The organism is Ruegeria sp. AH3 (assembly GCF_056536265.1).
In genome coordinates this window covers 1,640,619-1,662,638 of record NZ_JBQFJL010000001.1, presented here as the reverse complement: position 1 = coordinate 1,662,638, position 22,020 = coordinate 1,640,619, and the positions used below count along the sequence as shown (strand labels likewise).

The window sequence follows — 22,020 nt, the reverse complement described above, 5'->3', positions numbered from 1 at the left end:
GAAACTAACAGAACTCTCCTGAGCGCACCAAATGCAGCAGCATCTGGCGATTGACTGTTCCGGTAGCGGCCTGAAGAGCGTCGACTGCACAGGTTCCGCTTGCCAGTTCCGCTGCCAGCGCGTCGACGACACCACGTGGAAGGCCGCCGAGGCCGGGTGCGCCGCTCAGGACCGTGCGTACAACGTCAATGGATATCTGCGGACCAGAGGCCCGGCTGATTTCGGCAGCCGGCGGTTCGGGCTCCGGCGTTTCCACAGCGATTTCTTCATCAGGCGCGACTGCAACCGGTGCAGGCTGCGTTGTTTCAGCAATGGCCGGTGCCTCCAACGCCTGCAGACTTGCGGCAAGGTTCGACAGTTGGCCTCGATACAACGACGCTTGTTCGCGAAGCGCCTCCAGTTCAGCCCGTGTGTCGGCCACCTGCGCTTCGGCTTGCAGCAATGCGGTCTGTTGCTCCTCAAGCGCGGCCTGCGAGGCTTGTGCTGCTTGGGCCTTGATCTCAGCCAGTTCCGCAATCTCGGACGCCGCGGTCTCGCGTTCAGATATCAGTTCGGCAGTTTCGGTGTTGGCGCGGTCCAACTCATCCCGCGCAATGGCGATTTCATCGAGAACCGCATTCAATTCCGTTTCAGCCGTTGCAGCTTGTTGAACCAGTTCCGCCGCGCGGTCGCGCGCCTCGGCAGCGGCTTCCGTCTCAGCGAGCAATGCATCGCGTTGGGCTGTAAGTTCTGAAATCTGCGCGCTGACTGAATCGCGCTCGCTGGTCGCGTCTGTAAGACTTGCGGTTACCGATTCCGACTCGGCGCGAAGGTTTGCCAAAGCAGCTTCAAGATCGGCTGCCTCCTGTGATCGCGTATCTTTTGCTGCCTGTAACTGCGTAAGCTCCTCTTGCGCCGCGGCAAGCTCATTAGCCTTTTGCTCTCGTTCGGTGCGCAGATCATTAAGTGAAGCATAGAGATCTACCTTGCTTTGCTCTCCCGAGCTCACTTCGTCTGACAGGGTTTGCAAGGCCGTGTTCAACTCGGCCAATTCTGCCTCTTGCCGGGTCAAATTATCCTGGGCCGAGGCAGTTTGGGCCTGTATCGCTTCAAGCCCTTCAGTCGCGGTTGCCCGCTGGGCTTCTGCTTCGCCGATTTCCCCGCGGATGGCCTCAAGCGACTGCCGCGCTTGAGCCAGTTCGCTTTCAATCGCGGACTTGTCCGTGACCAACTGCTGCGTCTCGGTTTCCTGTTCCTGCAATACAGCAAGTTGGTTCTGAATTTCGGACAACTGGTTTTCTGCAGAGGTCCGTTCTTCCTGAGCGGTTGCTACGGCAGCCTCGGCACTCGATCGAGCGTCCTCTAAAGACGCCATTTCGACCGACATTGCTTCGCGGTTTTCGGCCAGTTCAGTCTGGGCCTGATCAAGCTCGCTTCGCGCCGTCTCAAGCTCTTCCTGTATCGCGGCCAACTCTGTTTCTGCCGATGATCGGCTACCAAGCGCTGCTTCCAATGCGGCTTCGGTCTCACTCATATTAGTGCGCAGGCCTTCCAGCTGTTCCGTACTGCGCGCCAGTTCTGCATCCACCGAGGCTTTCTGTTCGGAAAGCGCCTGCAGAGCTTGTTCCGCAGAAGCGATTTCCGCGGCATTCTGCGACTGCGCGTTGCTTTCCGAGGTCAGCGACTCAATCTCGTCACGTAATGCTGTCTCTTGTTGTTGAAGCGTATTGAGCGAAGCGTTGAGTTCCGTTTCGCGCGCTGTTGCCGTCGCGATTGCAGTTGTCAGCGCCTCTTCCTCGGCGCGCCGGGTGTCAACCGCGTTCTGAAGACCCTGTAGATCCTCTGTCGCGCTGGCAATGCTCTCGCGAAGGTCGGACAGGCTTGCCTGCCCCTGCGCCATCTCAGCTTGCTGTTCACCTAGCGTAGTAGCGATCTGCGCAAGTTCGTTTTGTTTTTCAGCGAGGTCCGAGGTTACACCTTCAAGGCTCGACCTGTTTTGTGCCAGTGTTTCCTTCAGCGCATCAAGCTCGGTATTCGCCTCTAACTGGCTGCGGGTCAGATTCTCTACATCGGCTGCAAGCTCACCGGCCAACATCCGGTCGGCTTCCATCTTGGTCAGAAGATCGCGCATCTCGAGCTTTACTTGCTCCAGATTGCCAACCTCGGCCGCTGCTGTCTCAATCTGCACATTGAGGTCGGCAAGCCGAACTTCAGCGGCCTGTGTTGAAGCCTCAAGTTGGCCCAGTTCCTGCCGCCGCTCGGCAACTGCGTTCTGGCTGGCCTCGCTTTCCTGTTCCAGCAGGCCGCGTGCTTCTTCAAGTTCAGCCAGTCGCGAGGCATTGTCACGTCGTTCAGAATCCACCGACGTGATCTGCGCCTGTAGCTCGGAAAGTTCGGCTTCGGCTTTGGCGATATCTTCGATCAATCCGGATTTGGTAGATTGAGCACGGGTGATTTCTTCTTCCAACAGAGCCAGAATCTTTCGCAACGTCGCCGCAGTTTGCGGAGGCTCTTCAGTATCGGCTGACGGGTTTTCGGTATCTTGCGCCAAAGCAACTGGCGTCCAAGCTCCCATGACCAGAACGAATACAATTAAACCAAACAACCGAAACGGGACCATATATCCACTCTCCACACCAAAAAGCGGCTCGTTAAATCTCTCACACATCTGTGAAAAAGTCTAACCCCAGCCTTGCCGAAGGTCAGAAGATATAACCACAAAATCCATCTTTTTTTGCAGTTTGAGTATCCAGTGGGCGGTTTCGCCGGTCCGCCGGGCGCTCGCCAACGGCGATAGCTCAATCAGAACCGGCAGGTCGTCCCAGTCAGCGGGGCAGACTGAACGAACTTGCAGCCGTTGCAATCGATGTCCTGCGCGAACGGGATGTATCGGCCGATATATCTGACGCCCTTGGTCACGCGCCGGACATACCCCGCGTGACCGTGTGGCGTGTGTTAACTCGCCAACCCAAACATGCTCAGAACAGCAGGTTGAGCATGACGAGTGAAACGATGAGAAAGAGGAACGTCATCACTCCGCCCGAGCGGACGAAATCGGTCACTTTGTAACCGGCAGGCCCCATGATCAGCGCGTTCACCTGATGGGTGGGGATTATGAAACTGTTCGATGTCGAAATCGCCACGGTCAGCGCGAAAAGCGCCGGGCTGGCGCCCGCTGCGACAGCGATCGATACCGCCAGAGGAACCAGCAGAACCGTCGCCCCGACATTCGACATCACGAGCGAGAATGCGGTGGCCAGAATGGCTACGCCGGTCTGTAGCGACCAAATTGGCCAACCGTCCAAAATGGTCATGATCTGTTGGGCTATCCACGCCGCCGTTCCAGTATTCTGAACGGCCTGACCCAAGGGGATGAGACAAGCCAGCAGAAAGACCGTATTCCATCCCACAGCGCGATACGCCTCATCAACACTCAGCACTTTTGAAAGCATCATCCCGGCTGCTCCGGTCAGCAGGCAAAGAGAGAGGCGGATATCGGTGAACAGGATCATCGATAGCGAAATCGCAAAGAAAGCAAGCGCCCAACCCACCTTTTGCGGGCGCAGTTCGTCCTGCGGAAAATCCGAAGTCACAACAACGAAATCAGGATCCCGTTTGATCCGCATCAGGTTGTCCCAACGGGTATGGGCCACCAACATGTCGCCCGCGTGAAACTTCTCAAGCCCGATCTGCGTGGATTCGTGATCCTCGGTCTCAACATGGCTGAGCGTTTCTTCACCGCGATGGATTGCCAGAAGGGACATCCCATAGGTCTTGCGAAACAACAGCTCGCGCGGGCACTTTCCGATCAGTTTGCTGTCCGGGGTTACCACGACTTCGGCGATGCCTGCGTTGGTGGGGGCGAACTCTTCGACAAACACATCCAGATCCGGAAGAACTGTCAGCCCGTATTTCTCGGCGAATTTCTCAACCACCCATCGGCGCCCCACAATGGCCAGCCGACACGGGGCGGCAATCTCGGCTGTCAACACCTGCACCATCGAGGTTTTACCGCGATAGAAAGTCGAAATGATATAGAGATGGTTTTCGTAATTTATATCCGCCAGAATCTGCCCCACGAGCGGGCTGTCTGCCGGGACAACCACTTCGAATACATCCGCTTTCAGCCCGTAAACGCGCTGTAGATATTCCTGTGTCCCCTGACTGGTTCCGGTGCTGTCCGAACCTGCGTCGCCCGGCAAAACCCAGCGCCCCAGCAATAGAAAATAAGCGATACCGGTAAGGATCAGCGCAGCGCCAATGGGAGTGACGGAGAACAATCCAAAGGGTTGCATCTTTTGATCGTCCGGCAGTCCGTCGTTCGCGGTCTGGATCAGATCATTCAGCAGGATCAGCGGTGACGACCCCACCATGGTCATCGTACCGCCGAGGATGGCGCAAAACCCCATCGGCATCAGCAGACGCGACAAAGGGATCCCGGATCGTGATGATATTCGGCTGACAACCGGTAGAAACAGCGCTGCCGCGCCCACATTCTGCATGAAGGACGAGATAACACCTACGGTCCCCGAAATGATCGGCAGCACCCGGTTCTCGGCCGTTCCGCCATACTTCAGGATGACTGCGGCGACCTTGTTCATGATGCCGGTTTTGTCCAGACCGGCACCAACGATCATAACTGCGATGATCGAAATCACCGCGTTTGAAGCAAATCCATCAAACAGGTGCGGGACGTCCGCCAGATTGCCCAGACCAGGCAAATAGCTCAGAAGGCCAATCAGAACGAGGACCAGAATGGCCGAGAGGTCAATTCGGACGATTTCCGAAACAAAGAGGAATACAGTAAAAGCCAGCAGCGCGCAGACGACGCCCATTTCGTAGGTGAATGTCAATTGTTCCACGCGGTCACCAGGGTCCTTTCGTCGAGAGCGTAACTCGTATTTCTAGGTGATGCCCGGCAAGTTGTCATGGTTTTTTGGAAGTAAGCTCAATCACAAGCAACCTGATGTCTCGCGGTCCACTCTGGCGAAACCAGCGTTTTGGAGGTGGAAGATATCAAGTCACCAGTCCGAACCACGCAGGCCTGTGCTATGAATTTGAGAGTATTTGGAGGCGAGTACCGGAATCGAACCGGTGTACACGGATTTGCAATCCAGAAAGAGATAAAGCAAAAACAACGACTTAGGGGTGCAAAATGCCCCCTGACAAAAAGTGAACAAAAAGCGAAAGTTTCAAAGCCAAGTTCGCCGGTTCAAAACGAAAAAGGCCCCGTCACAGCGGCAACTGTGAACCGGGGCCAAATAGAAAAAGCCTGTCAGCTTTCGAAAGACATTAGCACGGGCCACTACCGCTCCGCAAACGCTCAGTCGGCTTTTTCCTGGCCTCTGACCGGTGAGGTGATCCAATGAGCTGGCGCATAGCGAATGAATGCGCCGAGCGCCGCTTTGGCAGCGCCGCCCGCAAGCAGATTATCATGTTCCTGGCCGACAAAGCGAGCGATGACGGCTCCGGCATCTGGTGTTCCAAGGGGACGATCCAGCGCCACACAGAGCTTAGCGAGAGCACGGTCAAGCGCACCATTATCGATTTCCTGCGAGAAGGCATTCTGATTGAGACGGGGCGGCGGCACTGCAAGAATGGCTACACCGTCATTTACCGCATCGTTCTGGAGCGCGTGGCCGCGCTCGAACCCACGGCTGAACCCGATATTGAGACGGGGGTCACTGTGAACCCCGTCCAGCCTGAACCCGGTACGGGGTCCACCGTGAACGGGGTACGGGGTTCACGGTGGACCCCAAACCATCCTAAAACCATCCATAAACCACCTACGCGCAGGCGCGAGGCGGCGGAGGAGGTTGAAGATCTTGAAGCTGAGAAGATCTTGGCGGCCTATCCCGAAGACAGGATCCGAGACCGGCGAACCAGTCTGCGCCTGATCGCAGCGGCTGTGAAAGCCGGGGTAGAGCCCGATGATCTGAAGCAAGCGATCAAAGCCTATGCCAAGGAAAGCGAGGGATACACGCGCAGCAAGGTCTGTTTTTCGGACAATTGGTTCAAGATGCGCCGATGGGAGAAGGGGCTTGCCCAGTTGCAAGCCGACCGCGAGAAGGCGCGAGAGGCCGAAGCCAAAGGTCGCGCCAGCCTCGCCGAGTGGATCCACGAGCGCCATCCCCTGTGCCGCCACATCACAAACCGGCAGATCGAGGATTTGGTTGCAACGAAGCTGGTGACGCCTGAGCAGGTTCGAGCTGCGGGGCTGCAGGCATGAGTGCGGCTCGATTGTTACGCTATGGCGTAAAAATTGAATATTTACGTTGCAGCGTAATTTATTTTGATTTACGCTGTGCCGTAAAAGGAGCCACGTCATGGACCTCACAGCACGAACGGCCGAGCAGATCGGCGAGGCACTCCGCCGGACGCGCAAAGCGCGCGGCTGGACCCAAAGCGATATCAGCGCGCGTACGAATTTGCGCGTCGCGACAATTTCGTCGCTCGAGAATGGCGACACGGGAGCGAAGCTCGCCACAGTGCTCGCTGTCATGGCGGCACTTGGGCTTGAGTTCCGATTGGTGGAGCGCGGTGGCTCGCTTGAGATTGAGGATATCTTCTGATGGCCAAACACGGGCGTAGCGGAACGATGCAAGTGCTTCTGAACGGGCGGTCGGTGGGGGCTTTGCGTCTCGCTGGTTCAGGCGCGATCAGCTTTACCTATGACCCGGAATGGTTGGCATGGGAACATGCCATGCCCATCTCGCTTTCGCTGCCTTTGCGTGAAGAGGCACACCAGGGCGGCCCTGTTATCGCCTACTTGGAAAACCTGCTGCCGGACAATCAGGCGATACGAGAGCGCGTTGCTGCACGGGTGCGTGCGGGCGGCACGGACGCGTGGCACATGCTGGAGAAAATCGGGCGCGATTGCGTGGGGGCCCTGCAATTCGTCTCAGGTGAGATTCCAGAGTTTGCCGCGCTCGAGGGAGAGCCCGTATCTGAGGCACAGATTGCGGATATGTTACGCAACCTCACAAGCGCTCCGCTAGGCTTGGATGAGGAAGACTACTTCCGCATTTCCATCGCCGGGGCGCAGGAGAAAACGGCTCTGCTACGCCACGAGGGCTCGTGGATCCGTCCATCGGGGCTCACCCCTACAACCCATATCCTCAAGACCCAGCTTGGTGTTCTGCCCGCAGGGATAGATTTGTCGGACAGCGTCGAGAACGAATTTTTCTGCATGAGCTTTTGCCGCGCCATGGGCATGGACGTGGCGGAGGTCGAAATTGCCGACTTCGAAGATGTGCGGAGCCTTGTTGTGACACGGTTTGATCGGCGCTGGACCAAGGATGGTCGGTTGATCCGACTCCCCCAGGAAGACTTTTGTCAGGTGCTCTCAGTGCCCCCAAGTCAAAAATACCAAATGGATGGCGGGCCAGGTATCACCGAAGGGATCGGGTTGCTGAATGGTAGTGATGACCCTGAAACAGATCAGCGCGCGTTCTTCCGTGCGCAGGTGCTGTTTTGGCTCTTGGGCGCGACAGACGGGCACGCTAAGAATTTCAGCATCGCATTGCGCCCTGGCGGGTTCCGCATGACCCCGCTCTACGATGTGCTGAGCGCTCAGAAAGCCGTGGATGACAGTCAAATCCGCCAGAACCGGATGCGCCTCGCGATGGCCGTCGACGGACACTACCGGATCAACGAGGTGGTGCCGCGTCATTTCCTGCAGGCTGCGAAGGCGGCAGGTTTTGGTGTGGCGCTAGCGGAAGAGATCTTGTCGGGCGTCGCGTCTGAGCTTGAACCCGCCTTGGACAAGACACTAGCAGACCTGCCGGATGGGTTTCCACAGCCTTTGGCGGAAGCCATCGCTGCTGGCATACGGCGTCGGGCGGCAGCCTTTCATGCCGTATGATCCGCAGATCATATTTCCGTTTTATGGTCGGTAGATCATATTTACTGCGCGCAATCTGCAGGCCCAGCACAGTAGTTGCAGCGTTTCAGGCCAGCTTTGACGGGCCAGCCCAGAGAATGATGGCCAAACTCAGATCCTCAACGCCGTGTTTCTGATTGCTGAACATAAGCGGGCAGCCGTGTCAGACGCGGGACAAACCCCACTTCAACAAGAAAATTCCCCTGCGCCAGCGCATTCCTCGCGAAGCAAGTTTCTCGCTGACAGCCCCTTGGTGCCAGCCTTGGTCATGTTCATCGAAACACTCAAAGTGAGGATCAAAAAATGGCTACTCAAACTCTGAAACTGAACGTCAAATCCGGCGAAAAAGACGGCAAGAACTTCTGGGCCCGCTGCGGCATCCTCTTCGTCAACACCGACGACCGCGGCAACATCACGTCGATCAACGTCAAACACAGCATGTTCCCCGACGTCGAAATGGTCGCCTTCCCGCGCCGCGATGACGACCCAGTCACCGAATGACTGCGGTGCCGGGGCGGGTAGCCCGCCCCGGGTGACCCCGAAGTTAGGTGTGGATCGCTGTCAATTGGACTTCCACAAGCACCCGATGTCGCTTCAGTGCAACTCTTCGGACCGGACTTTCGCTGCAAGTGCAGAACCGGCAGTTGGGGGAACTGGTGCTAAGCGGGACTTTTCCGCCGTTGCCCTTCCGGGTGTTTGCTGACGCAGCATATAATCGCAGGCGCGGCGCGCTCATCGCTGCGTTGCAGCCGATCTCGCAAAAGCAGTCATTGAAAGCCACTCTGAGGGTCGGGTGGCCAAAGGTCCGCTACGGTATCAGGTTTCTTGTGAAATATAGATCACTGATTTTTAATCAAAGGTCAATTATCTTTGAATGATGGAAGACTTTGCGTAATAATGGAAAGCATCTTAGGGAAACAAAAATGAAAACATCTTTGAACGCCGTCAAACCCGTGCAATGCAAGACGCTTCAGAAGGAAGTGGAACAATAGCTTTGCCAACTAACTTTGGGGTCAAGCTGGCAAAAGGTGAAGAGATCACAGCCGCCACTATCACCCAGACCTTCGGTGTTTACCCAATGCCCTTGTGCGAGGTGATTGCCCGCCTGATAGCAACTGGCAACTGCAAAAGTTAGGTAGATTTCCACGCCGAGTTTATGCGATTAGGTGAAACATGCTTAAGAACGCCAAACCGATTCAGAAAGATAAGTTACACGACCAGGTGTATGACCAGCTGTGCACGCTTCTACGCGAAGGTGAGTTCACACCAGGCCAGGCGGTTCATGTTGCGCGTGTTGCCGAAGCCTTCGGCGTGAGCGCTATGCCTGTGCGTGAAGCGCTGACGCGGCTCCAAGCGATAGGGGTCGTGGCGAATGTTTCGGGCCGCTCACTCGGGGTGCCGAGCCTAGGATACGAAGAACTGACGGACCTGCGCAATGTGCGTCTGGAAGTAGAGGCGCTGGCTGTCAAATGGGCTGTGGTGAATCGGGATGACGCTTTTGTCGCGGACCTCGAGAAGCTGCTGAAGCGTCTGGAAACGACCGAGCTATCCGGCGATGTGCAGGGCTATATCAAAGCCAACTATGAGTTTCATCTGCGGATCTACCAGCAGTCGAACTCTCCGGTTCTGATCGATATCATCAACACGCTATGGCTGCGTGTCAGTCCGCACCTGTATCAGCTGGAACGGGAAAATCAGTACAAGGTTTCCAACATTCATCACCGGAAAATAGTACGAGCTGTCCGGGAAGGCGACGAAGCAACTGCCAAACAGGAGCTTGTTCTGGATATTTCCGAGGCCTACAGCGTTCTTGTTAGAACCTTGTTTTCGAACAACCCTTCTCGCTGAAAGTAACAGCAAGCGAATACCCGGCCGAGACCGTATTCTAATATGTCCGAATACCGGGCTGGCTGTATTCCAGTCCTTTGAACGTCCCTCAACGCCGTGAAATCTGAGATTTCTTGGCTGATTCGGATTCTCCCAAGCTATCAAAACTCACGCAACCAACTGAAATTTATCGAAAAATGGAGAACAAAAAAGCCTATTGATTTTTGATCAATTATCAACTCTTATTGAACTTGCCCCACAAACCGACCGCTATGGTCGTTCGTGACGGGCACAGTCACGGGAGGAATACAGTGAAATATTCGAAAATTGCCGCGACCTTGGTTGCTGGTTCTCTAGCCTTTGGTGCGTCTTCTGCTTCGGCCGATATCCTGGATGTCCACATGAGCATCCCCAAGGATCTGACTTTTTTGGCGGACAGTGCAAAATTGATGGATGAGTCCCTGCGGAACATGAGCGGCGGCGACATTGGCCTTCAACTCTATGGTTCCGGAGAGTTGGTCCCTGCAGGTGAAATCCTGGAAAATGTAAGCTCTGGTGCCATTCCGGCTGGGTGGAGTTTTCTTGGACAGTGGGGCGGCAAAGTACCCGTTGCCCAGATCGGTGCAACGCCATTCGGTGCGGGACCTGAAGCCCTGGCAGCTTGGTTGCACGTCGGTGGCGGACTTGAAATTGTTCAGCGTGGTTTTGACGACTTGAATGTCAAAGTTCTTGCTTGCCACATTACTGCGCCAGAACCTGGTGGTTGGTTCAACAAGGAAATCACTTCGATTGAAGATTTCAACGGTCTCAAGATGCGCATGGCCGGTGTCGGCGCGCGCGTGCTGAACGAATTCGGCGCCTCGGCGCAGTACTTGCCTGCAAGCGAAATCTACCTCGCCCTGGAACGAGGCCGTATCGATGCAACTGAGTTTTCGTTGCCAATCATCGACAAAGACTTTGGTTTCAACCAGATCGCAAAATTCCAGTACTATCCGGGTTGGCACCAGCCTGGCAGCGTCGATGTATTGATGATCAATATGGACGTTTGGAATGGCATGGATACAGGCGAACAGGCCATGTATGAGGCGGCGTGTCAGACCAGCCTGGCCTGGACACTGCAATACGCTCCGGCAGCTCAAACACCACAGATCGAAGTATTCGAAGAGGGCGGCACAATCGTCAAATCTTTCCCAGATGAAGTTCTGGCAGAATTGCGGGTTGCGACGGAACGTGTTCTGAATGCTGAAGCCGAGAAAGATGCGCTTTATGGGGAAGCGTACCACTCGATGAAGGCTTTCGTGGCATCGTCAGGACGTTGGACCAATCTTCAAACTCTCCCTGCCGAGTAAGCCAACATGGTACACGATATGGACACTCCGCCGAGTGATCCAAATCGTGGCACCGGCCCTGTCCATACGGTTCTTCGCGGGATCGTATGGATAGGCCAGGCCGCGGCTTGGCTCATCGTTCCCATCCTCGTTCTTGTAATGATCGGTGTCACGCTGTCAGCCGCCAAGATTGGCACGATCGTTCGGTGGGAAAACGACGTTTTCTTATTTGGATCGAAGCTGACTCTTGCAAGCATTGGCGATCTGCAATGGCATCTGTTTGGGATCATGCTAATGCTCACAATGCCCGCAGCGATCGTTAAAGACAGGCATGTGCGTGTCGATTTTCTGCGACAGCGCTTTCGTGAAAAGACAAAAAATATCATTGAAATCATTGGTTTTTTTGTTCTGCTGGCGCCCCTTTGCTACATTGTCGTTCTCCATGGTTACGACTTCACCATGCGATCATTCACTATGGGCGAAGGGTCGGACTACGACGGAATGTATGACCGGTTTGTCCTGAAAGCATTCGTTCCAATTGGGTTTGGTCTGATGCTGATCGCTGGCCTCGGTCTGACAATCCAAAAACTTCGTATTTTGTTCGGGAAGCAGAAAACCCATGATTGAACACATCATTCCCCTATCGATGGTCGTTTGCCTGCTCTTAGGTATTTTCAGCGGCTACCCGGTTGCTTTTGTTCTTGGCGGCATCGGCATTGCGTTTGCCTTCATCGGTGGATTGCCTTTTGCATTCCTCAAAATCGGCGTCTCGCGGATTTACGCTGGCGTTATCGAGAACTGGCTTCTGCTCGCGGTGCCCTTGTTCGTCTTTATGGGCGCCATGCTTGATAAATCCGGTTTGGCGCAGAATTTGCTTTATTCGCTTGAGCGCGCCTTAGGACGCAGGCGCGGTGGACTGGCCATTTCCGTTGCATTGCTGGGCATCGTCATGGCGGCCAGCACAGGTATCGTTGGCGCATCGGTGGTTATGCTGAGTACTTTGGCTCTGCCCATCATGCTGCGCGAAAAATACAAACCAGAGCTGGCAGTTGGTACAATCGCTGCTTCGGGTACACTAGGTATTTTGATCCCGCCTTCGATTATGCTCGTGCTCGTTGGCGACATTCTGCAGATCTCTGTTGGCGAATTGTTTGTTGGGGCGATGATCCCCGGCCTGCTTCTGGGTGGTCTATATATTGCCTACATCGTCTTCGTCGCGCTAACGAAACCAGGTGATGCCCCTGTTTCGACCCAAGTGCCGGCAGAAGGGTCGCTGGCACTGGCGCTCGTGCGTGATCTCTTTGCTCCGCTTGTTCTTATTCTGACTGTACTTGGTTCCATTGCGACAGGCACGGCAACACCAACTGAGGCGGCAGGACTAGGTGCGATCTGCGCCATGATCTTGGCGGCGATCAACCGCAAATTGACCATGAAGACTATGTCCAGCTGTGTTCGTGAAACTGGCTATACCTCCGCTATGATCTTGGGTGTTTTGGTTGGTGCTACGGTCTTTGGAATGGTGTTCAAGGGTCTCAAGGGCGACAAGATGATCGAGAACGCCATCCTGTTCTTCGATCTGGGCGCTTACGGTACGCTGGGCATCTTGCTACTGCTGATTTTCATCATGGGCTTCTTCCTGGAGTGGGTCGAGATCAGCTTTATCGTTTTGCCACTCTTTGCACCTATCGTTGCAGGATTGGACTTCGGACTTGGGATTTCGCGTGAACAGCAACTGCTGTGGTTTGCCATGCTTGTGGCGGTTAACTTGCAGACCAGTTTTCTAACGCCACCTTTTGGATATTCCCTGTTCTACGTCAAAGGTGTGGCTCCACCCGAAATATCGATCCGAACCATTTATCGCGGGATCATTCCGTTTGTCGCGCTGCAACTGCTTGGTCTTGCATTGCTGATCGTCTGGCCGAGCCTCGTGCTTTGGGCTCCGTCCGCCGTGTTCGGAAACTAGTGGGGGAAATATGACGGACCTATCTCCCAAAATGCCCTCACCGCTGGCTGGATTTAATTTGCCAGGTCTTAAAGGCAAAAAAGTTGTGATTACTGCCGGCGCAAGCGGGATTGGATTAAGTATTGCCCGCTTGCTGCACGCACAAGGTGTTCAGATCGCGATCTGCGACGTCGATGCAGACGCCTTGCGCAGGGCCTGCGTTGAGCTTGAAGGCTGTGTCGCCGTCGAGGCTGATGTGTCTGACGAAACAGCGGTGGATACATTCTTTGACACGGTGCAGGACACCTTTGGAGGGTTGGATGCTCTGGTAAACAACGCAGGGATTGCTGGGCCAACCGGCAATCTCGAAGACCTATCTCCCGATGACTGGCGGCGGTGTATCGACATTTGCCTGACAGGGCAGTTTCTGTCGGCACGTCGGGCCATACCGATGATTAAGGCGGGCGGCGGCGGCGCTGTGGTTAATATGTCCTCGTCAGCTGGCAAACATGGATACGCCTATCGCACTCCCTACTCGGCGGCCAAATTCGGCGTAATCGGACTGACACAAAGCCTCGCCAAGGAGCTGGGTCCTAACAATATCCGGGTCAATGCCGTTCTGCCCGGAATTGTTGAAGGACCCAGAATGGAAAAGGTGATCCGCGATCGTGCAGACACCGCCGGTACTAGCTACGCCGAAATGAAGAACGACTACCTCAAGAATATTTCCATGCGTCGGATGGTGACCCCTGAAGACGTCGCTGCGACCGTTGCATTCCTGATCTCGGATGCTGGCGCCAATTTGTCGGGGCAATCCCTTGCCGTCGATGGAAACGTGGAAACGCTTTGAACTCAATTGGAAAATTAAGATGAGTAAAGACAACAACAATGCAGGCAAGGTGATCATCACCTGCGCGGTAACCGGCGCCATTCACACGCCTTCGATGTCGCCACACCTACCGGTAACACCGGAAGAGATCATCAGCGATTCCCTTGCAGCCGCCGAGGCGGGTGCAGCGATCCTTCACCTGCACGCCCGCCATCCTGACGGCCGGCCGGACCAAAGTCCTGAAGGGTTTGCTGCGTTTTTGCCGCAGATCAAGCAGAGCACAAATGCCGTGGTCAACATTACCACGGGCGGTAGCCCTTACATGAGTGTTGAAGAACGCGCGGCGCCAGCGGCGACCTATCAGCCGGAACTTGCCTCGCTCAACATGGGGTCAATGAATTTCGGACTCTACCCGATGCTCAACCGGTTCAAGGAATTCAAGCATGACTGGGAGCGGGAGCACCTCGAAGGGTCCAAAGATCTTGTCTTCCGCAATTCGTTTAAAGACATCGAGTATGTGCTGGAGACGTGTTACGGCAACGGGACGCGGTTTGAGTTTGAGTGCTACGACACATCACATCTCTACAATCTGGCGCATTTTGCCGATCGCGGCTTGGTAAAGGCCCCATTCTTCGTACAATCGGTTTTCGGCCTGCTCGGCGGCATTGGACCGCACCCCGAAGACGTGTTGCACATGAAGCGCACGGCGGACCGGCTGTTCGGTGACGATTTCCGTTGGTCCGTCCTTGGTGCGGGATCCAACCAGTTTCGGATTGCGGCGCAGGCGGCGGCGCTCGGTGGAAACGTGCGGGTCGGGCTGGAAGACAGCCTTTGGGCCGGTCGCGGTGAACTGGCAAAATCCAGCGCCGTTCAAGTCAAGAAGGTGCGCGCTATTGTCGAAAACCTGGGCATGCAGATCGCGACCCCGGATGATGCCCGCGACATTCTCGGCCTCAAGGGCGGCGATCAGGTGGCTTTCTGAGAATGCGCTGCGACATCGATCATAATGGGCTAGTTTCGGCATGTGCGGACGGTCGGGCCTGCACCTATGAGGCCGCCGCATGAAAAAAGCGCTCTCACCCAAGGCCGTCGCTGATCTCGTGCCGGATGGCGCGCGCATCATGATCGGTGGGTTCATGGGGGTTGGCACTCCTGCCAAGATCATTGATGCGCTTGTTGCCGCCGGGAAAAAGGACCTGACGCTGATCGCCAATGATACGGCACTTCCGGGGCGTGGCATCGGAAAGCTTGTCGCGGCCGGCGCCCTCAGGCGCGTTGTCGTGTCTCACATCGGCCTGAACCCGGAAACCCAGCGCCAAATGAATGCTGGCATCCTTGAAGTGGAGCTTGTTCCGCAGGGCACGCTGATTGAGTGCATTCGTGCCGGAGGCGTGGGGCTTGGCGCGGTTGTCACACCGACCGGTCTTGGAACTCCTGTTGAGGAGGGAAAGCAAGTTCTGGAAATCAAGGGGAAAAAATTCCTTGTTGAGGAACCCATCCGCGCCGATTTTGCCTTCATCGCGGCGCGGCAGTCCGACTACCTCGGCAACCTGGAATATTCGCTGACCGCGCAGAACTTCAACCCGACCATGGCGATGGCCGCCGACACTGTCGTCGCGGAACCGGAGCATATCGTGCCCGTGGGCGTGATCCCCCCGGACGCAGTGCGCACCCCAGCCAGTCTGGTCGACCACCTGATCGAAAGGTCGACATAAATGCAGCGCAAAGAACGCATCGCCCGCCGCGTCGCCCGCGAGATCGCGCCCGGAACGCTGGTCAATCTTGGGATCGGGTTGCCCAGTCTCGTGGCGGGTTTCGTCCCTTCGGATGCGGGCGTTTTCTTTCAATCTGAAAACGGTGTGATCGGTCTCGGTGCGCGTCCACCCGAAGGCATGGAAGAGCCCGACTTGACCGATGCCGGCGGCGGTTTCGTGACCGCCGTTCCCGGCGCGGCAGCCATCGATAGTTCGATGAGTTTTGGCCTGATCCGGGGCGGACATATTGATGTGACGGTGCTGGGTGGCCTGCAGGTCGACGAACGCGGGTTTCTGGCAAATTGGATGATCCCCGGCGCCATGGTGCCGGGCATGGGCGGGGCGATGGACCTCGCCACCGGAGCCCGCAGGGTCATCGTGGCGATGCAGCACATGGCGGGCGGAAAAAGCAAGATCGTCCGCACATGCGATCTGCCGCTGACATCCTCGCGTGCGATTGACCTGCTGGTTACGGACCTTGCGGTTTTCAAAGTTGCCGGGTCCGGCCTGATGTTGACGGAAATTGCGCCTGAGGTAACCGTTGAGGAGGTCCAGGCCTCGACCGAGGCACGGTTTGAGATTTGCGGTGACCTTAAGCGCATGGACGAAACCCGACCCGCCAAGGCAAGGGCCCGATGAAGCAACATGCCGTGAATGTTGCGTCGATAAATCCATCCAGAGTCGACGAGTTTTATTTTGGCCGCCGGATTTACTGAGCCGATTTCCGGACAAAGAGAGATGAAAAACATGGAAAAGATTGCCGTAATTGGCTGCGGACTAATTGGACAGGGCTGGGTGGCGGTATTCGCCCAGGCCGGTTTTGAGGTTGCGATGTACGACATCTCGGCAGAGGCCGCACAGCGCGGGTTGAAAGCCATGGAGAAACGGATTTCCGATCTCACCGAGTTCAATCTGGTCGCTCCGTCCGATGCACCCCAGATCCTGCAGCGCATCAAGTTAGCGGCCAGCCTCGAAGAGGCGCTGGACACAGCCATATATGTTCAGGAAAACGGTCCGGAAGACGTTGAAATAAAGAAACAAATCACTGAAACGCTGGATGCAATCGCGGCCAGCGACGTGCCTATCGGAAGCTCTACATCAGGCATTTCTGCATCGCGCTACTGCAAGGATATTGAGGGACGCCATCGGTGCCTTGTGGTGCATCCCATAAACCCGCCCCATCTTCATCCCGCGGTCGAAATCGTTCCATCGCCATGGACGGATCATAGCATTGTCTCAAAGGTGAATGAGGTGATGATCAAATGCGGGCGCGAAACCATCGTGTTGAGCGAAGAGATCGACGGGTTTGTTGTGAACCGTCTGCAAGGCGCGCTTCTGGAAGAGGCATTCAAGCTTGTGGGCAGCGGCATCGTGTCGGCCGAAGATCTGGACAAGGCTATTTGTGATGGCCTCGGGTTGCGCTGGTCCATTATGGGCCCGATGCAAACCATTCATCTGAACGCTCCCGGAGGCGTGACTGACTACGTTGCGCGATACGGAAAAATGTATCGGGATTTTGGTCTTGGCTCTTACGAGGGCATCGACTGGGCCAGTGTTGCAAAGGAAAAAATCGCACCCGAAATGGCCGAAAGAATGCCCGTCGCCAAAATTCCTGAAGCGCAGATCGAGCGGGACAGAAAACTGATGGCTCTGTTACGTCACAAAGCTCAGTCCCAATCAGGCACCTAGACGAATTGAAGCTGTTAGATCTGACACGCAGGCCTGCCTCAACAATCGGCCAAAAAGGACGGTAACATAATGACTTCTCGAAAAATTCTCTCGCTCAGTGACGATGACAACATAGCAGTGGCGCTGCAGCGGATCGAACCGGGCGCAGAGCTGTCTCAATCCGACCTGATTGCCCGGGACCTGACCCCGTCAGGCCACAAGATCGCCGTGAGCCCCATCGCTTCCGGTCAGAAAGTCATCAAATACGGCCGCGTCATCGGTGTCGCCACGCAAGACATTGGGCGCGGTGAGCATGTTCACGTCCACAATGTCGCAATGACGAGTTTTCGACGTGATGAGAACTACGGGCAGAGCGCCCAGGATACCAACATTTTGGCCCTGTCTGAACGGGCGACATTTCAGGGATACCGTCGGGCAAACGGCGAAATCGGAACTCGCAACTATGTGGGTATTGTTACCTCTGTGAATTGCTCGGCTTCGGCGGCAAAGCTACTAGCGCGAGAAGCCGAGCGCGCGGGTTTGTTGGAAAAATACCCCGGCGTTGACGGGATTGTGCCAATTGTTCACGGCGCGGGGTGCTGCATCGGGACCGATGATGAAGCCTTCCGCAAGCTTCAGCGGGCGATCTGGGGCTATGCCACGCATCCGAATTTCGCGTCGGTGTTGATGCTTGGTCTGGGCTGCGAAGCCAACCAGATCCCGCTGATGCTGGAAGCCTATGGCCGTCCTCAAGACGAAAGCTTCCAATACTACACGCTGCAAGATGCGGGCGGGACGCGCAAATCGATTGAAAAAGGCTTGCAGTGGCTTGAAACGGCACTGGAAGCGGCTTCAAAAGCGAAGCGGGAAACTGTGGATGCGTCTCATCTGAGTGTCGCGTTGCAGTGCGGCGGCTCGGACGGATATTCCGGGATCACGGCCAATCCCGCGCTCGGCTATGCCGTGGATCTTCTGGTCAAAAACGGCGGGACGGCGGCGCTGGCGGAAACCCCCGAGATCTATGGCGCAGAGCACCTTTTGACAGATCGCGCGGCGTCACCCGAAGTCGGTCAGAAGCTGGTGGATTTGCTGGAGTGGTGGGAAGACTACGCCGCCAAGCATGGCTCGGAAATGAACAACAATCCGACGCCGGGCAACAAGGCAGGCGGCCTGACTACGATCCTCGAAAAATCCCTCGGCGCGGTGGCCAAGGCGGGCAGCACGAATTTGAACGGGGTCTATAGGTATGGCGAGAAGATCACCGAGAAGGGCTTGGTCTTCGTTGACAGCCCCGGTTACGATCCGGTTTCTCTCACCGGAGAGGTCGCCTCGGGTTGCAACATGATCTGCTTCACCACCGGGCGCGGCTCCTGCTATGGCAACAAACCGGTTCCGTCGATCAAAATCGCCTCGAACAGCGCGATGTTCGATCGGATGCAGGGCGACATGGATATCAACTGCGGCACGATTGCAGACGGCAGCGAAACTGTGGCCGAAGCCGGGGAGCGGATATTCAACGCAATCCTGAAGTCAGCCTCGGGGCATAAAACGCTGTCCGAAGAGCTGGATATCGGCGACGCGGAGTTCGCGCCCTGGCAGACCTACGCTCAGATGTAGACTAGGAATTCACAGCAGCGCCCGGGCGGAAAACCGGGCGCGAACAGAACCACCAGAAAATTGAGAAGGAAATCCAGTGATTTACAGTTTGGGATCGATCACGCCGAAAATCGCCAAAGACGTGTTCATCGCCCCAGGATCATTTGTTGTCGGGAATGTTGAGATCGCATCCGGTGCAAGTGTCTGGTTCGGGGTCGTAATTCGCGGAGACAATGAACCAATGATTATCGGAGAGGGCAGCAATATTCAGGACAATTGCGTTCTCCATTCCGATCCCGGGTTTCCACTGTCGATCGGGCGCAATTGCACAATCGGGCACAGCGCGATTGTTCATGGGTGTACGATCGGAGACGGGTCGCTGATTGGCATGGGCGCCACTGTATTGAACGGAGCAGTTATTGGCCAAAACTGCCTGATCGGAGCCGGCGCGCTGGTCACTGAGAATACGAATATTCCCGATAATTCTCTGGTTGTTGGGTCTCCTGCGCGTGTCAAACGGGAATTAGGCAAGGAGCAGATCGAGGGTCTTCACCAAAGCGCACTGCAATATCAAGCTAATTCAAAGCGGTTTGCCCAAGAGCTTTCCAGCTAGATTGTCCACGTTGGAATTCGACATGACCATTGCCCACAGAAATACACTTTTGAACCTTTTCCGCGCAGCGGTTTCTTCAGTGAAGGGTGACATCAGCGTGCGCAATTGGGTGTCGCACCACGATGTCAAACCTCCAACGCATATTGTTGCCGTCGGAAAAGCCGCCACCGCCATGTTCGAGGGCCTGCCAGACGACTGGCGCAACACGATACCCACCTATCTTGTCACAAAGACTGACCATCTGGGCAACGGGGAGTTCGGCAGCAACGTCGAGGCATTCGAAACCAGCCACCCGATACCGGATCAGTCTTCGTTGAAGGCGGGTAAAGGCCTGCTAGACTTTGTGGCCGGATGCCCGACTGGCAGTCGTTTGATGATGCTTGTTTCAGGAGGCGCATCGTCGCTTGTCGAGCATCTGAAACCAGGTGTCAGCAGCGCTGATCTTGTGGCTCTGACGAAAGCCGCTCTGGCCGAAGGTGCGGATATCGGAGAAATTAACAAGCGTCGACAAGCCGTCTCCGCAGTCAAGGGAGGCGGGCTGTTGGCGTCGTTCAAAGGCCAACAAGTCGATGTCCTTGCCATTTCGGACGTAGCGGGAGACAGCATCTCGGTCATCGGTTCCGGGATTGGCGCGGCGCCCGAGAGTGCCGGTCTTGGCTACAACTGCAGCGTTGTCGCCTCAAACGCTGTTGCGCGGGAAGCCGTCGTGCGAAGCGCAAAATCGATTGGGATCAAGACCATCACCAACCAAGAGAGCATGTATGCGGATGTGAATGAGATTGCCGCTCAGATCGCGCATGAGATCACGGAAGGCCCCGACGGCTTATATGTCTATGGCGGAGAGCCAACGGTTGTTCTTCCCGAAAACCCCGGCAAAGGCGGTCGCAACCAAGCCCTTGCACTGGAAATTGCAAGGCACGTTCAAAACCGATCCGAAATAACCGGCCTCGTCGCAGGGACGGACGGCACCGATGGTCCGACGAATGCAGCGGGTGCGTTCTTGGATGGCGATGCCTTTTCTTCGGAACCTGGTGCAGAAGATGCGCTACGCAGCGCTGATTCTGCCTCTTTTCTGGCCCGCACGGGCAATCAGATTATCACCGGGCCAACCGGCACGAATGTGATGGACCTCGCGATTTTTCTCAAACAAAGCAGAAGGCGCACATCATGACCACTCATAATCAACTGCCCCGGCAAACGAAGATCGTAGCCACGTTGGGCCCCGCGTCCAATTCATACGACAAGATCAAGGCACTCGCCGAGGCGGGCGCGAACGTCTTTCGAATGAATTTCAGCCACGGAACCCACGAAGACCATGCTAGGGTTCATGCAGCCATTCGCAAAACAGAGAGTGACCTCGGTCGATCCATCGCCATTCTCGCGGATCTGCAGGGGCCGAAGCTTCGCATCGGTGTGGTGCCAGGCGGGGAAAGACCGCTAGCCATCGGCGACCGTATCCGGTTGGTCTGTGATCCCGCCCGGGAAAACGACGTACCTCTGCCTCATCCTGAGATTTTCGGCACTGTTGGGGTTGGCCATATGATTCTCATCGACGATGGCCGCATCAGGTTGCGCGTTGTTGAGAGCCATGACGACGCTATCACTGCCGAAGTTCTCAACAAAGCGACCTTGCGAGACCGAAAGGGGATCAACTTTCCGGACACCACGCTGAAGCTGGACCCGATCACGCCAAAAGACCGGAACGACTTGCGGTTTGCGCTCGAACTGGGGGTTGATTGGGTGGCAATGTCCTTTGTGCAGACCGCAGAGGACATTAAGGGGCTTCGCCGGTTGACCGGAGGCTTGGCAAAGATCGTTGCCAAGATCGAGAAACCCGTTGCTGTTCAAGATATCGACGCAATTCTCCACGCCACTGACGCTATAATGGTTGCGCGTGGAGACTTAGGCGTTGAGTGCGATTGGCACGTTTTGCCGGCCATCCAGGCATCACTGGTGGCAACGGCCCGGTCACACGGCAAACCAGTTATTGTGGCCACCCAGATGCTTGAAAGCATGATCTCAGCACCTCTGCCCACTCGGGCGGAAACATCGGATGTTGCCAATGCGGTGTCCCAGTCCGCAGACGCGGTCATGTTGTCAGCAGAAAGCGCAGCGGGGGAATATCCGGTTGAAGCCGTTACGGCGATGGCCGAAATTGCCCAAGCGACCGAATCTGCCTCTCGTTCATTGAATTCGAACGTCAACACCGCTCTGATTGATGCCCCGGACGATTCAAGCTCAATCGCAAGTGCGGCCAGCACCCTTGCAGATTTGAGGAATGCGAGCTGCATTGCCACGTTTACGACAACCGGGGCCACGACGCTGCGGGTGTCGAAGAATCGTAGCGCCATCCCAATTCTTGCAATCTGTCACTCGGAGAAAGTCGCGCGAAGCCTTTGCCTTGTCTGGGGGGTAACGCCTATCGTCAGTACCAGCGTGGAAGAGTTCTCTTCCAGCCGCGAAGGCCGTATCCCGTCGCATCTTGCCCCCGAATACCTGGTTCGGCCTGGTCGCCCGGTTATTGTGACATCCGGATCGGTGCATGGCCAAGCTGGCGGCACAGACTCGCTAAAGATCGCCTATCTCGGCAGATAAGGATACA

At 56.0% G+C, this 22,020-nt stretch carries 20 protein-coding genes; 18 read left to right on the top strand and 2 right to left on the bottom strand.

Features of this window, described 5'->3' with window-relative positions; translation table 11 throughout:
- Positions 1–4 precede the first annotated feature (4 nt).
- Both ACR3EM_RS08320 and ACR3EM_RS08315 read right to left on the bottom strand, forming a co-directional pair.
- Positions 5–2,599 carry a coiled-coil domain-containing protein gene (locus tag ACR3EM_RS08320; protein ID WP_480470254.1) on the bottom strand — a complete coding sequence of 865 codons (2,595 nt, stop codon included), beginning with the start codon at positions 2,597–2,599 and terminating at the stop codon, positions 5–7.
- Between the two features lie 358 nt (positions 2,600–2,957).
- Positions 2,958–4,814, bottom strand: a complete 1,857-nt coding sequence (locus ACR3EM_RS08315; protein ID WP_480471909.1) for an SLC13 family permease — start codon at positions 4,812–4,814, stop codon at positions 2,958–2,960.
- Positions 4,815–5,344: 530 nt separating this feature from the next.
- On the opposite strand from ACR3EM_RS08315, the gene ACR3EM_RS08310 reads away from it, so the two are divergent.
- From ACR3EM_RS08310 to pyk, 18 genes are all read left to right on the top strand, one after another.
- Entirely contained in the window at positions 5,345–6,208 is an 864-nt protein-coding gene (locus ACR3EM_RS08310) for a hypothetical protein (protein ID WP_170449437.1), read from the top strand.
- Positions 6,209–6,305: 97 nt separating this feature from the next.
- On the top strand, positions 6,306–6,551 hold the full coding sequence (locus ACR3EM_RS08305; protein ID WP_170449439.1) for a helix-turn-helix domain-containing protein: 246 nt from the start codon (positions 6,306–6,308) through the stop codon (positions 6,549–6,551).
- Positions 6,551–7,843: a type II toxin-antitoxin system HipA family toxin gene (locus ACR3EM_RS08300; RefSeq protein WP_170449441.1), complete on the top strand. Its 1,293-nt coding sequence runs from the start codon at positions 6,551–6,553 to the stop codon at positions 7,841–7,843. The genes ACR3EM_RS08305 and ACR3EM_RS08300 overlap by 1 nt, the downstream gene beginning before the upstream one ends.
- A gap of 321 nt (positions 7,844–8,164) precedes the next feature.
- Positions 8,165–8,362, top strand: coding sequence for a hypothetical protein (locus ACR3EM_RS08295; protein ID WP_170449443.1), 198 nt, complete (start codon positions 8,165–8,167; stop codon positions 8,360–8,362).
- A 457-nt stretch (positions 8,363–8,819) separates the two neighbouring features.
- Complete coding sequence (locus ACR3EM_RS08290) at positions 8,820–8,996, top strand: hypothetical protein (RefSeq protein ID WP_170449445.1); 177 nt, start codon at positions 8,820–8,822, stop codon at positions 8,994–8,996.
- Positions 8,997–9,034: 38 nt separating this feature from the next.
- Positions 9,035–9,709 carry a GntR family transcriptional regulator gene (locus ACR3EM_RS08285; RefSeq protein ID WP_170449447.1) on the top strand — a complete coding sequence of 225 codons (675 nt, stop codon included), beginning with the start codon at positions 9,035–9,037 and terminating at the stop codon, positions 9,707–9,709.
- 290 nt (positions 9,710–9,999) lie between these two features.
- On the top strand, positions 10,000–11,037 hold the full coding sequence (locus ACR3EM_RS08280; RefSeq protein ID WP_170449449.1) for a TRAP transporter substrate-binding protein: 1,038 nt from the start codon (positions 10,000–10,002) through the stop codon (positions 11,035–11,037).
- A gap of 18 nt (positions 11,038–11,055) precedes the next feature.
- Positions 11,056–11,643 (top strand): TRAP transporter small permease subunit, encoded by a 588-nt coding sequence (locus tag ACR3EM_RS08275; RefSeq protein WP_480470253.1) that lies wholly within the window; start codon positions 11,056–11,058, stop codon positions 11,641–11,643.
- Complete coding sequence (locus ACR3EM_RS08270; protein ID WP_170449453.1) at positions 11,636–12,979, top strand: TRAP transporter large permease subunit; 1,344 nt, start codon at positions 11,636–11,638, stop codon at positions 12,977–12,979. The genes ACR3EM_RS08275 and ACR3EM_RS08270 overlap by 8 nt, the downstream gene beginning before the upstream one ends.
- Positions 12,980–12,989: 10 nt before the next feature.
- Complete coding sequence (locus ACR3EM_RS08265) at positions 12,990–13,808, top strand: SDR family oxidoreductase (RefSeq protein ID WP_480470252.1); 819 nt, start codon at positions 12,990–12,992, stop codon at positions 13,806–13,808.
- A 19-nt stretch (positions 13,809–13,827) separates the two neighbouring features.
- Positions 13,828–14,769, top strand: a complete 942-nt coding sequence (kce, locus tag ACR3EM_RS08260; protein WP_170452987.1) for a 3,5-dioxohexanoate:acetyl-CoA acetone transferase — start codon at positions 13,828–13,830, stop codon at positions 14,767–14,769.
- Between the two features lie 79 nt (positions 14,770–14,848).
- Positions 14,849–15,502: a 3-oxoacid CoA-transferase subunit A gene (locus ACR3EM_RS08255; RefSeq protein WP_170449455.1), complete on the top strand. Its 654-nt coding sequence runs from the start codon at positions 14,849–14,851 to the stop codon at positions 15,500–15,502.
- Positions 15,503–16,180, top strand: coding sequence for a 3-oxoacid CoA-transferase subunit B (locus ACR3EM_RS08250; protein ID WP_170449457.1), 678 nt, complete (start codon positions 15,503–15,505; stop codon positions 16,178–16,180).
- 108 nt (positions 16,181–16,288) lie between these two features.
- The gene (locus ACR3EM_RS08245; RefSeq protein WP_170449459.1) at positions 16,289–17,230 is read left to right on the top strand and encodes a 3-hydroxyacyl-CoA dehydrogenase; all 942 of its coding nucleotides are present in this window, start codon (positions 16,289–16,291) and stop codon (positions 17,228–17,230) included.
- Between the two features lie 69 nt (positions 17,231–17,299).
- Entirely contained in the window at positions 17,300–18,826 is a 1,527-nt protein-coding gene (locus ACR3EM_RS08240) for an altronate dehydratase family protein (protein ID WP_170449461.1), read from the top strand.
- A gap of 76 nt (positions 18,827–18,902) precedes the next feature.
- Positions 18,903–19,418: a gamma carbonic anhydrase family protein gene (locus ACR3EM_RS08235; protein WP_170449463.1), complete on the top strand. Its 516-nt coding sequence runs from the start codon at positions 18,903–18,905 to the stop codon at positions 19,416–19,418.
- A 22-nt stretch (positions 19,419–19,440) separates the two neighbouring features.
- A complete protein-coding gene (locus ACR3EM_RS08230; RefSeq protein ID WP_170756581.1) occupies positions 19,441–20,589 on the top strand; it encodes a DUF4147 domain-containing protein in 1,149 nt (382 codons plus the stop codon).
- Entirely contained in the window at positions 20,586–22,013 is a 1,428-nt protein-coding gene (pyk, locus tag ACR3EM_RS08225; protein ID WP_170449468.1) for a pyruvate kinase, read from the top strand. The genes ACR3EM_RS08230 and pyk overlap by 4 nt, the downstream gene beginning before the upstream one ends.
- Positions 22,014–22,020 lie beyond the last annotated feature (7 nt).

Excerpts from the sequence above, each read along its gene's own strand:
- ACR3EM_RS08320 (WP_480470254.1), bottom strand. The coding sequence starts at position 2,599 with ATGGTCCCGTTTCGGTTGTTTGGTTTAATTGTATTCGTTCTGGTCATG.
- ACR3EM_RS08315 (WP_480471909.1), bottom strand. The coding sequence starts at position 4,814 with ATGGGCGTCGTCTGCGCGCTGCTGGCTTTTACTGTATTCCTCTTTGTT.
- ACR3EM_RS08310 (WP_170449437.1), top strand. The coding sequence starts at position 5,345 with ATGAGCTGGCGCATAGCGAATGAATGCGCCGAGCGCCGCTTTGGCAGC.
- ACR3EM_RS08305 (WP_170449439.1), top strand. The coding sequence starts at position 6,306 with ATGGACCTCACAGCACGAACGGCCGAGCAGATCGGCGAGGCACTCCGC.
- ACR3EM_RS08300 (WP_170449441.1), top strand. The coding sequence starts at position 6,551 with ATGGCCAAACACGGGCGTAGCGGAACGATGCAAGTGCTTCTGAACGGG.
- ACR3EM_RS08295 (WP_170449443.1), top strand. The coding sequence starts at position 8,165 with ATGGCTACTCAAACTCTGAAACTGAACGTCAAATCCGGCGAAAAAGAC.
- ACR3EM_RS08290 (WP_170449445.1), top strand. The coding sequence starts at position 8,820 with ATGCAAGACGCTTCAGAAGGAAGTGGAACAATAGCTTTGCCAACTAAC.
- ACR3EM_RS08285 (WP_170449447.1), top strand. The coding sequence starts at position 9,035 with ATGCTTAAGAACGCCAAACCGATTCAGAAAGATAAGTTACACGACCAG.
- ACR3EM_RS08275 (WP_480470253.1), top strand. The coding sequence starts at position 11,056 with ATGGACACTCCGCCGAGTGATCCAAATCGTGGCACCGGCCCTGTCCAT.
- ACR3EM_RS08270 (WP_170449453.1), top strand. The coding sequence starts at position 11,636 with ATGATTGAACACATCATTCCCCTATCGATGGTCGTTTGCCTGCTCTTA.
- ACR3EM_RS08265 (WP_480470252.1), top strand. The coding sequence starts at position 12,990 with ATGACGGACCTATCTCCCAAAATGCCCTCACCGCTGGCTGGATTTAAT.
- kce (WP_170452987.1), top strand. The coding sequence starts at position 13,828 with ATGAGTAAAGACAACAACAATGCAGGCAAGGTGATCATCACCTGCGCG.
- ACR3EM_RS08255 (WP_170449455.1), top strand. The coding sequence starts at position 14,849 with ATGAAAAAAGCGCTCTCACCCAAGGCCGTCGCTGATCTCGTGCCGGAT.
- ACR3EM_RS08250 (WP_170449457.1), top strand. The coding sequence starts at position 15,503 with ATGCAGCGCAAAGAACGCATCGCCCGCCGCGTCGCCCGCGAGATCGCG.
- ACR3EM_RS08245 (WP_170449459.1), top strand. The coding sequence starts at position 16,289 with ATGGAAAAGATTGCCGTAATTGGCTGCGGACTAATTGGACAGGGCTGG.
- ACR3EM_RS08240 (WP_170449461.1), top strand. The coding sequence starts at position 17,300 with ATGACTTCTCGAAAAATTCTCTCGCTCAGTGACGATGACAACATAGCA.
- ACR3EM_RS08230 (WP_170756581.1), top strand. The coding sequence starts at position 19,441 with ATGACCATTGCCCACAGAAATACACTTTTGAACCTTTTCCGCGCAGCG.
- pyk (WP_170449468.1), top strand. The coding sequence starts at position 20,586 with ATGACCACTCATAATCAACTGCCCCGGCAAACGAAGATCGTAGCCACG.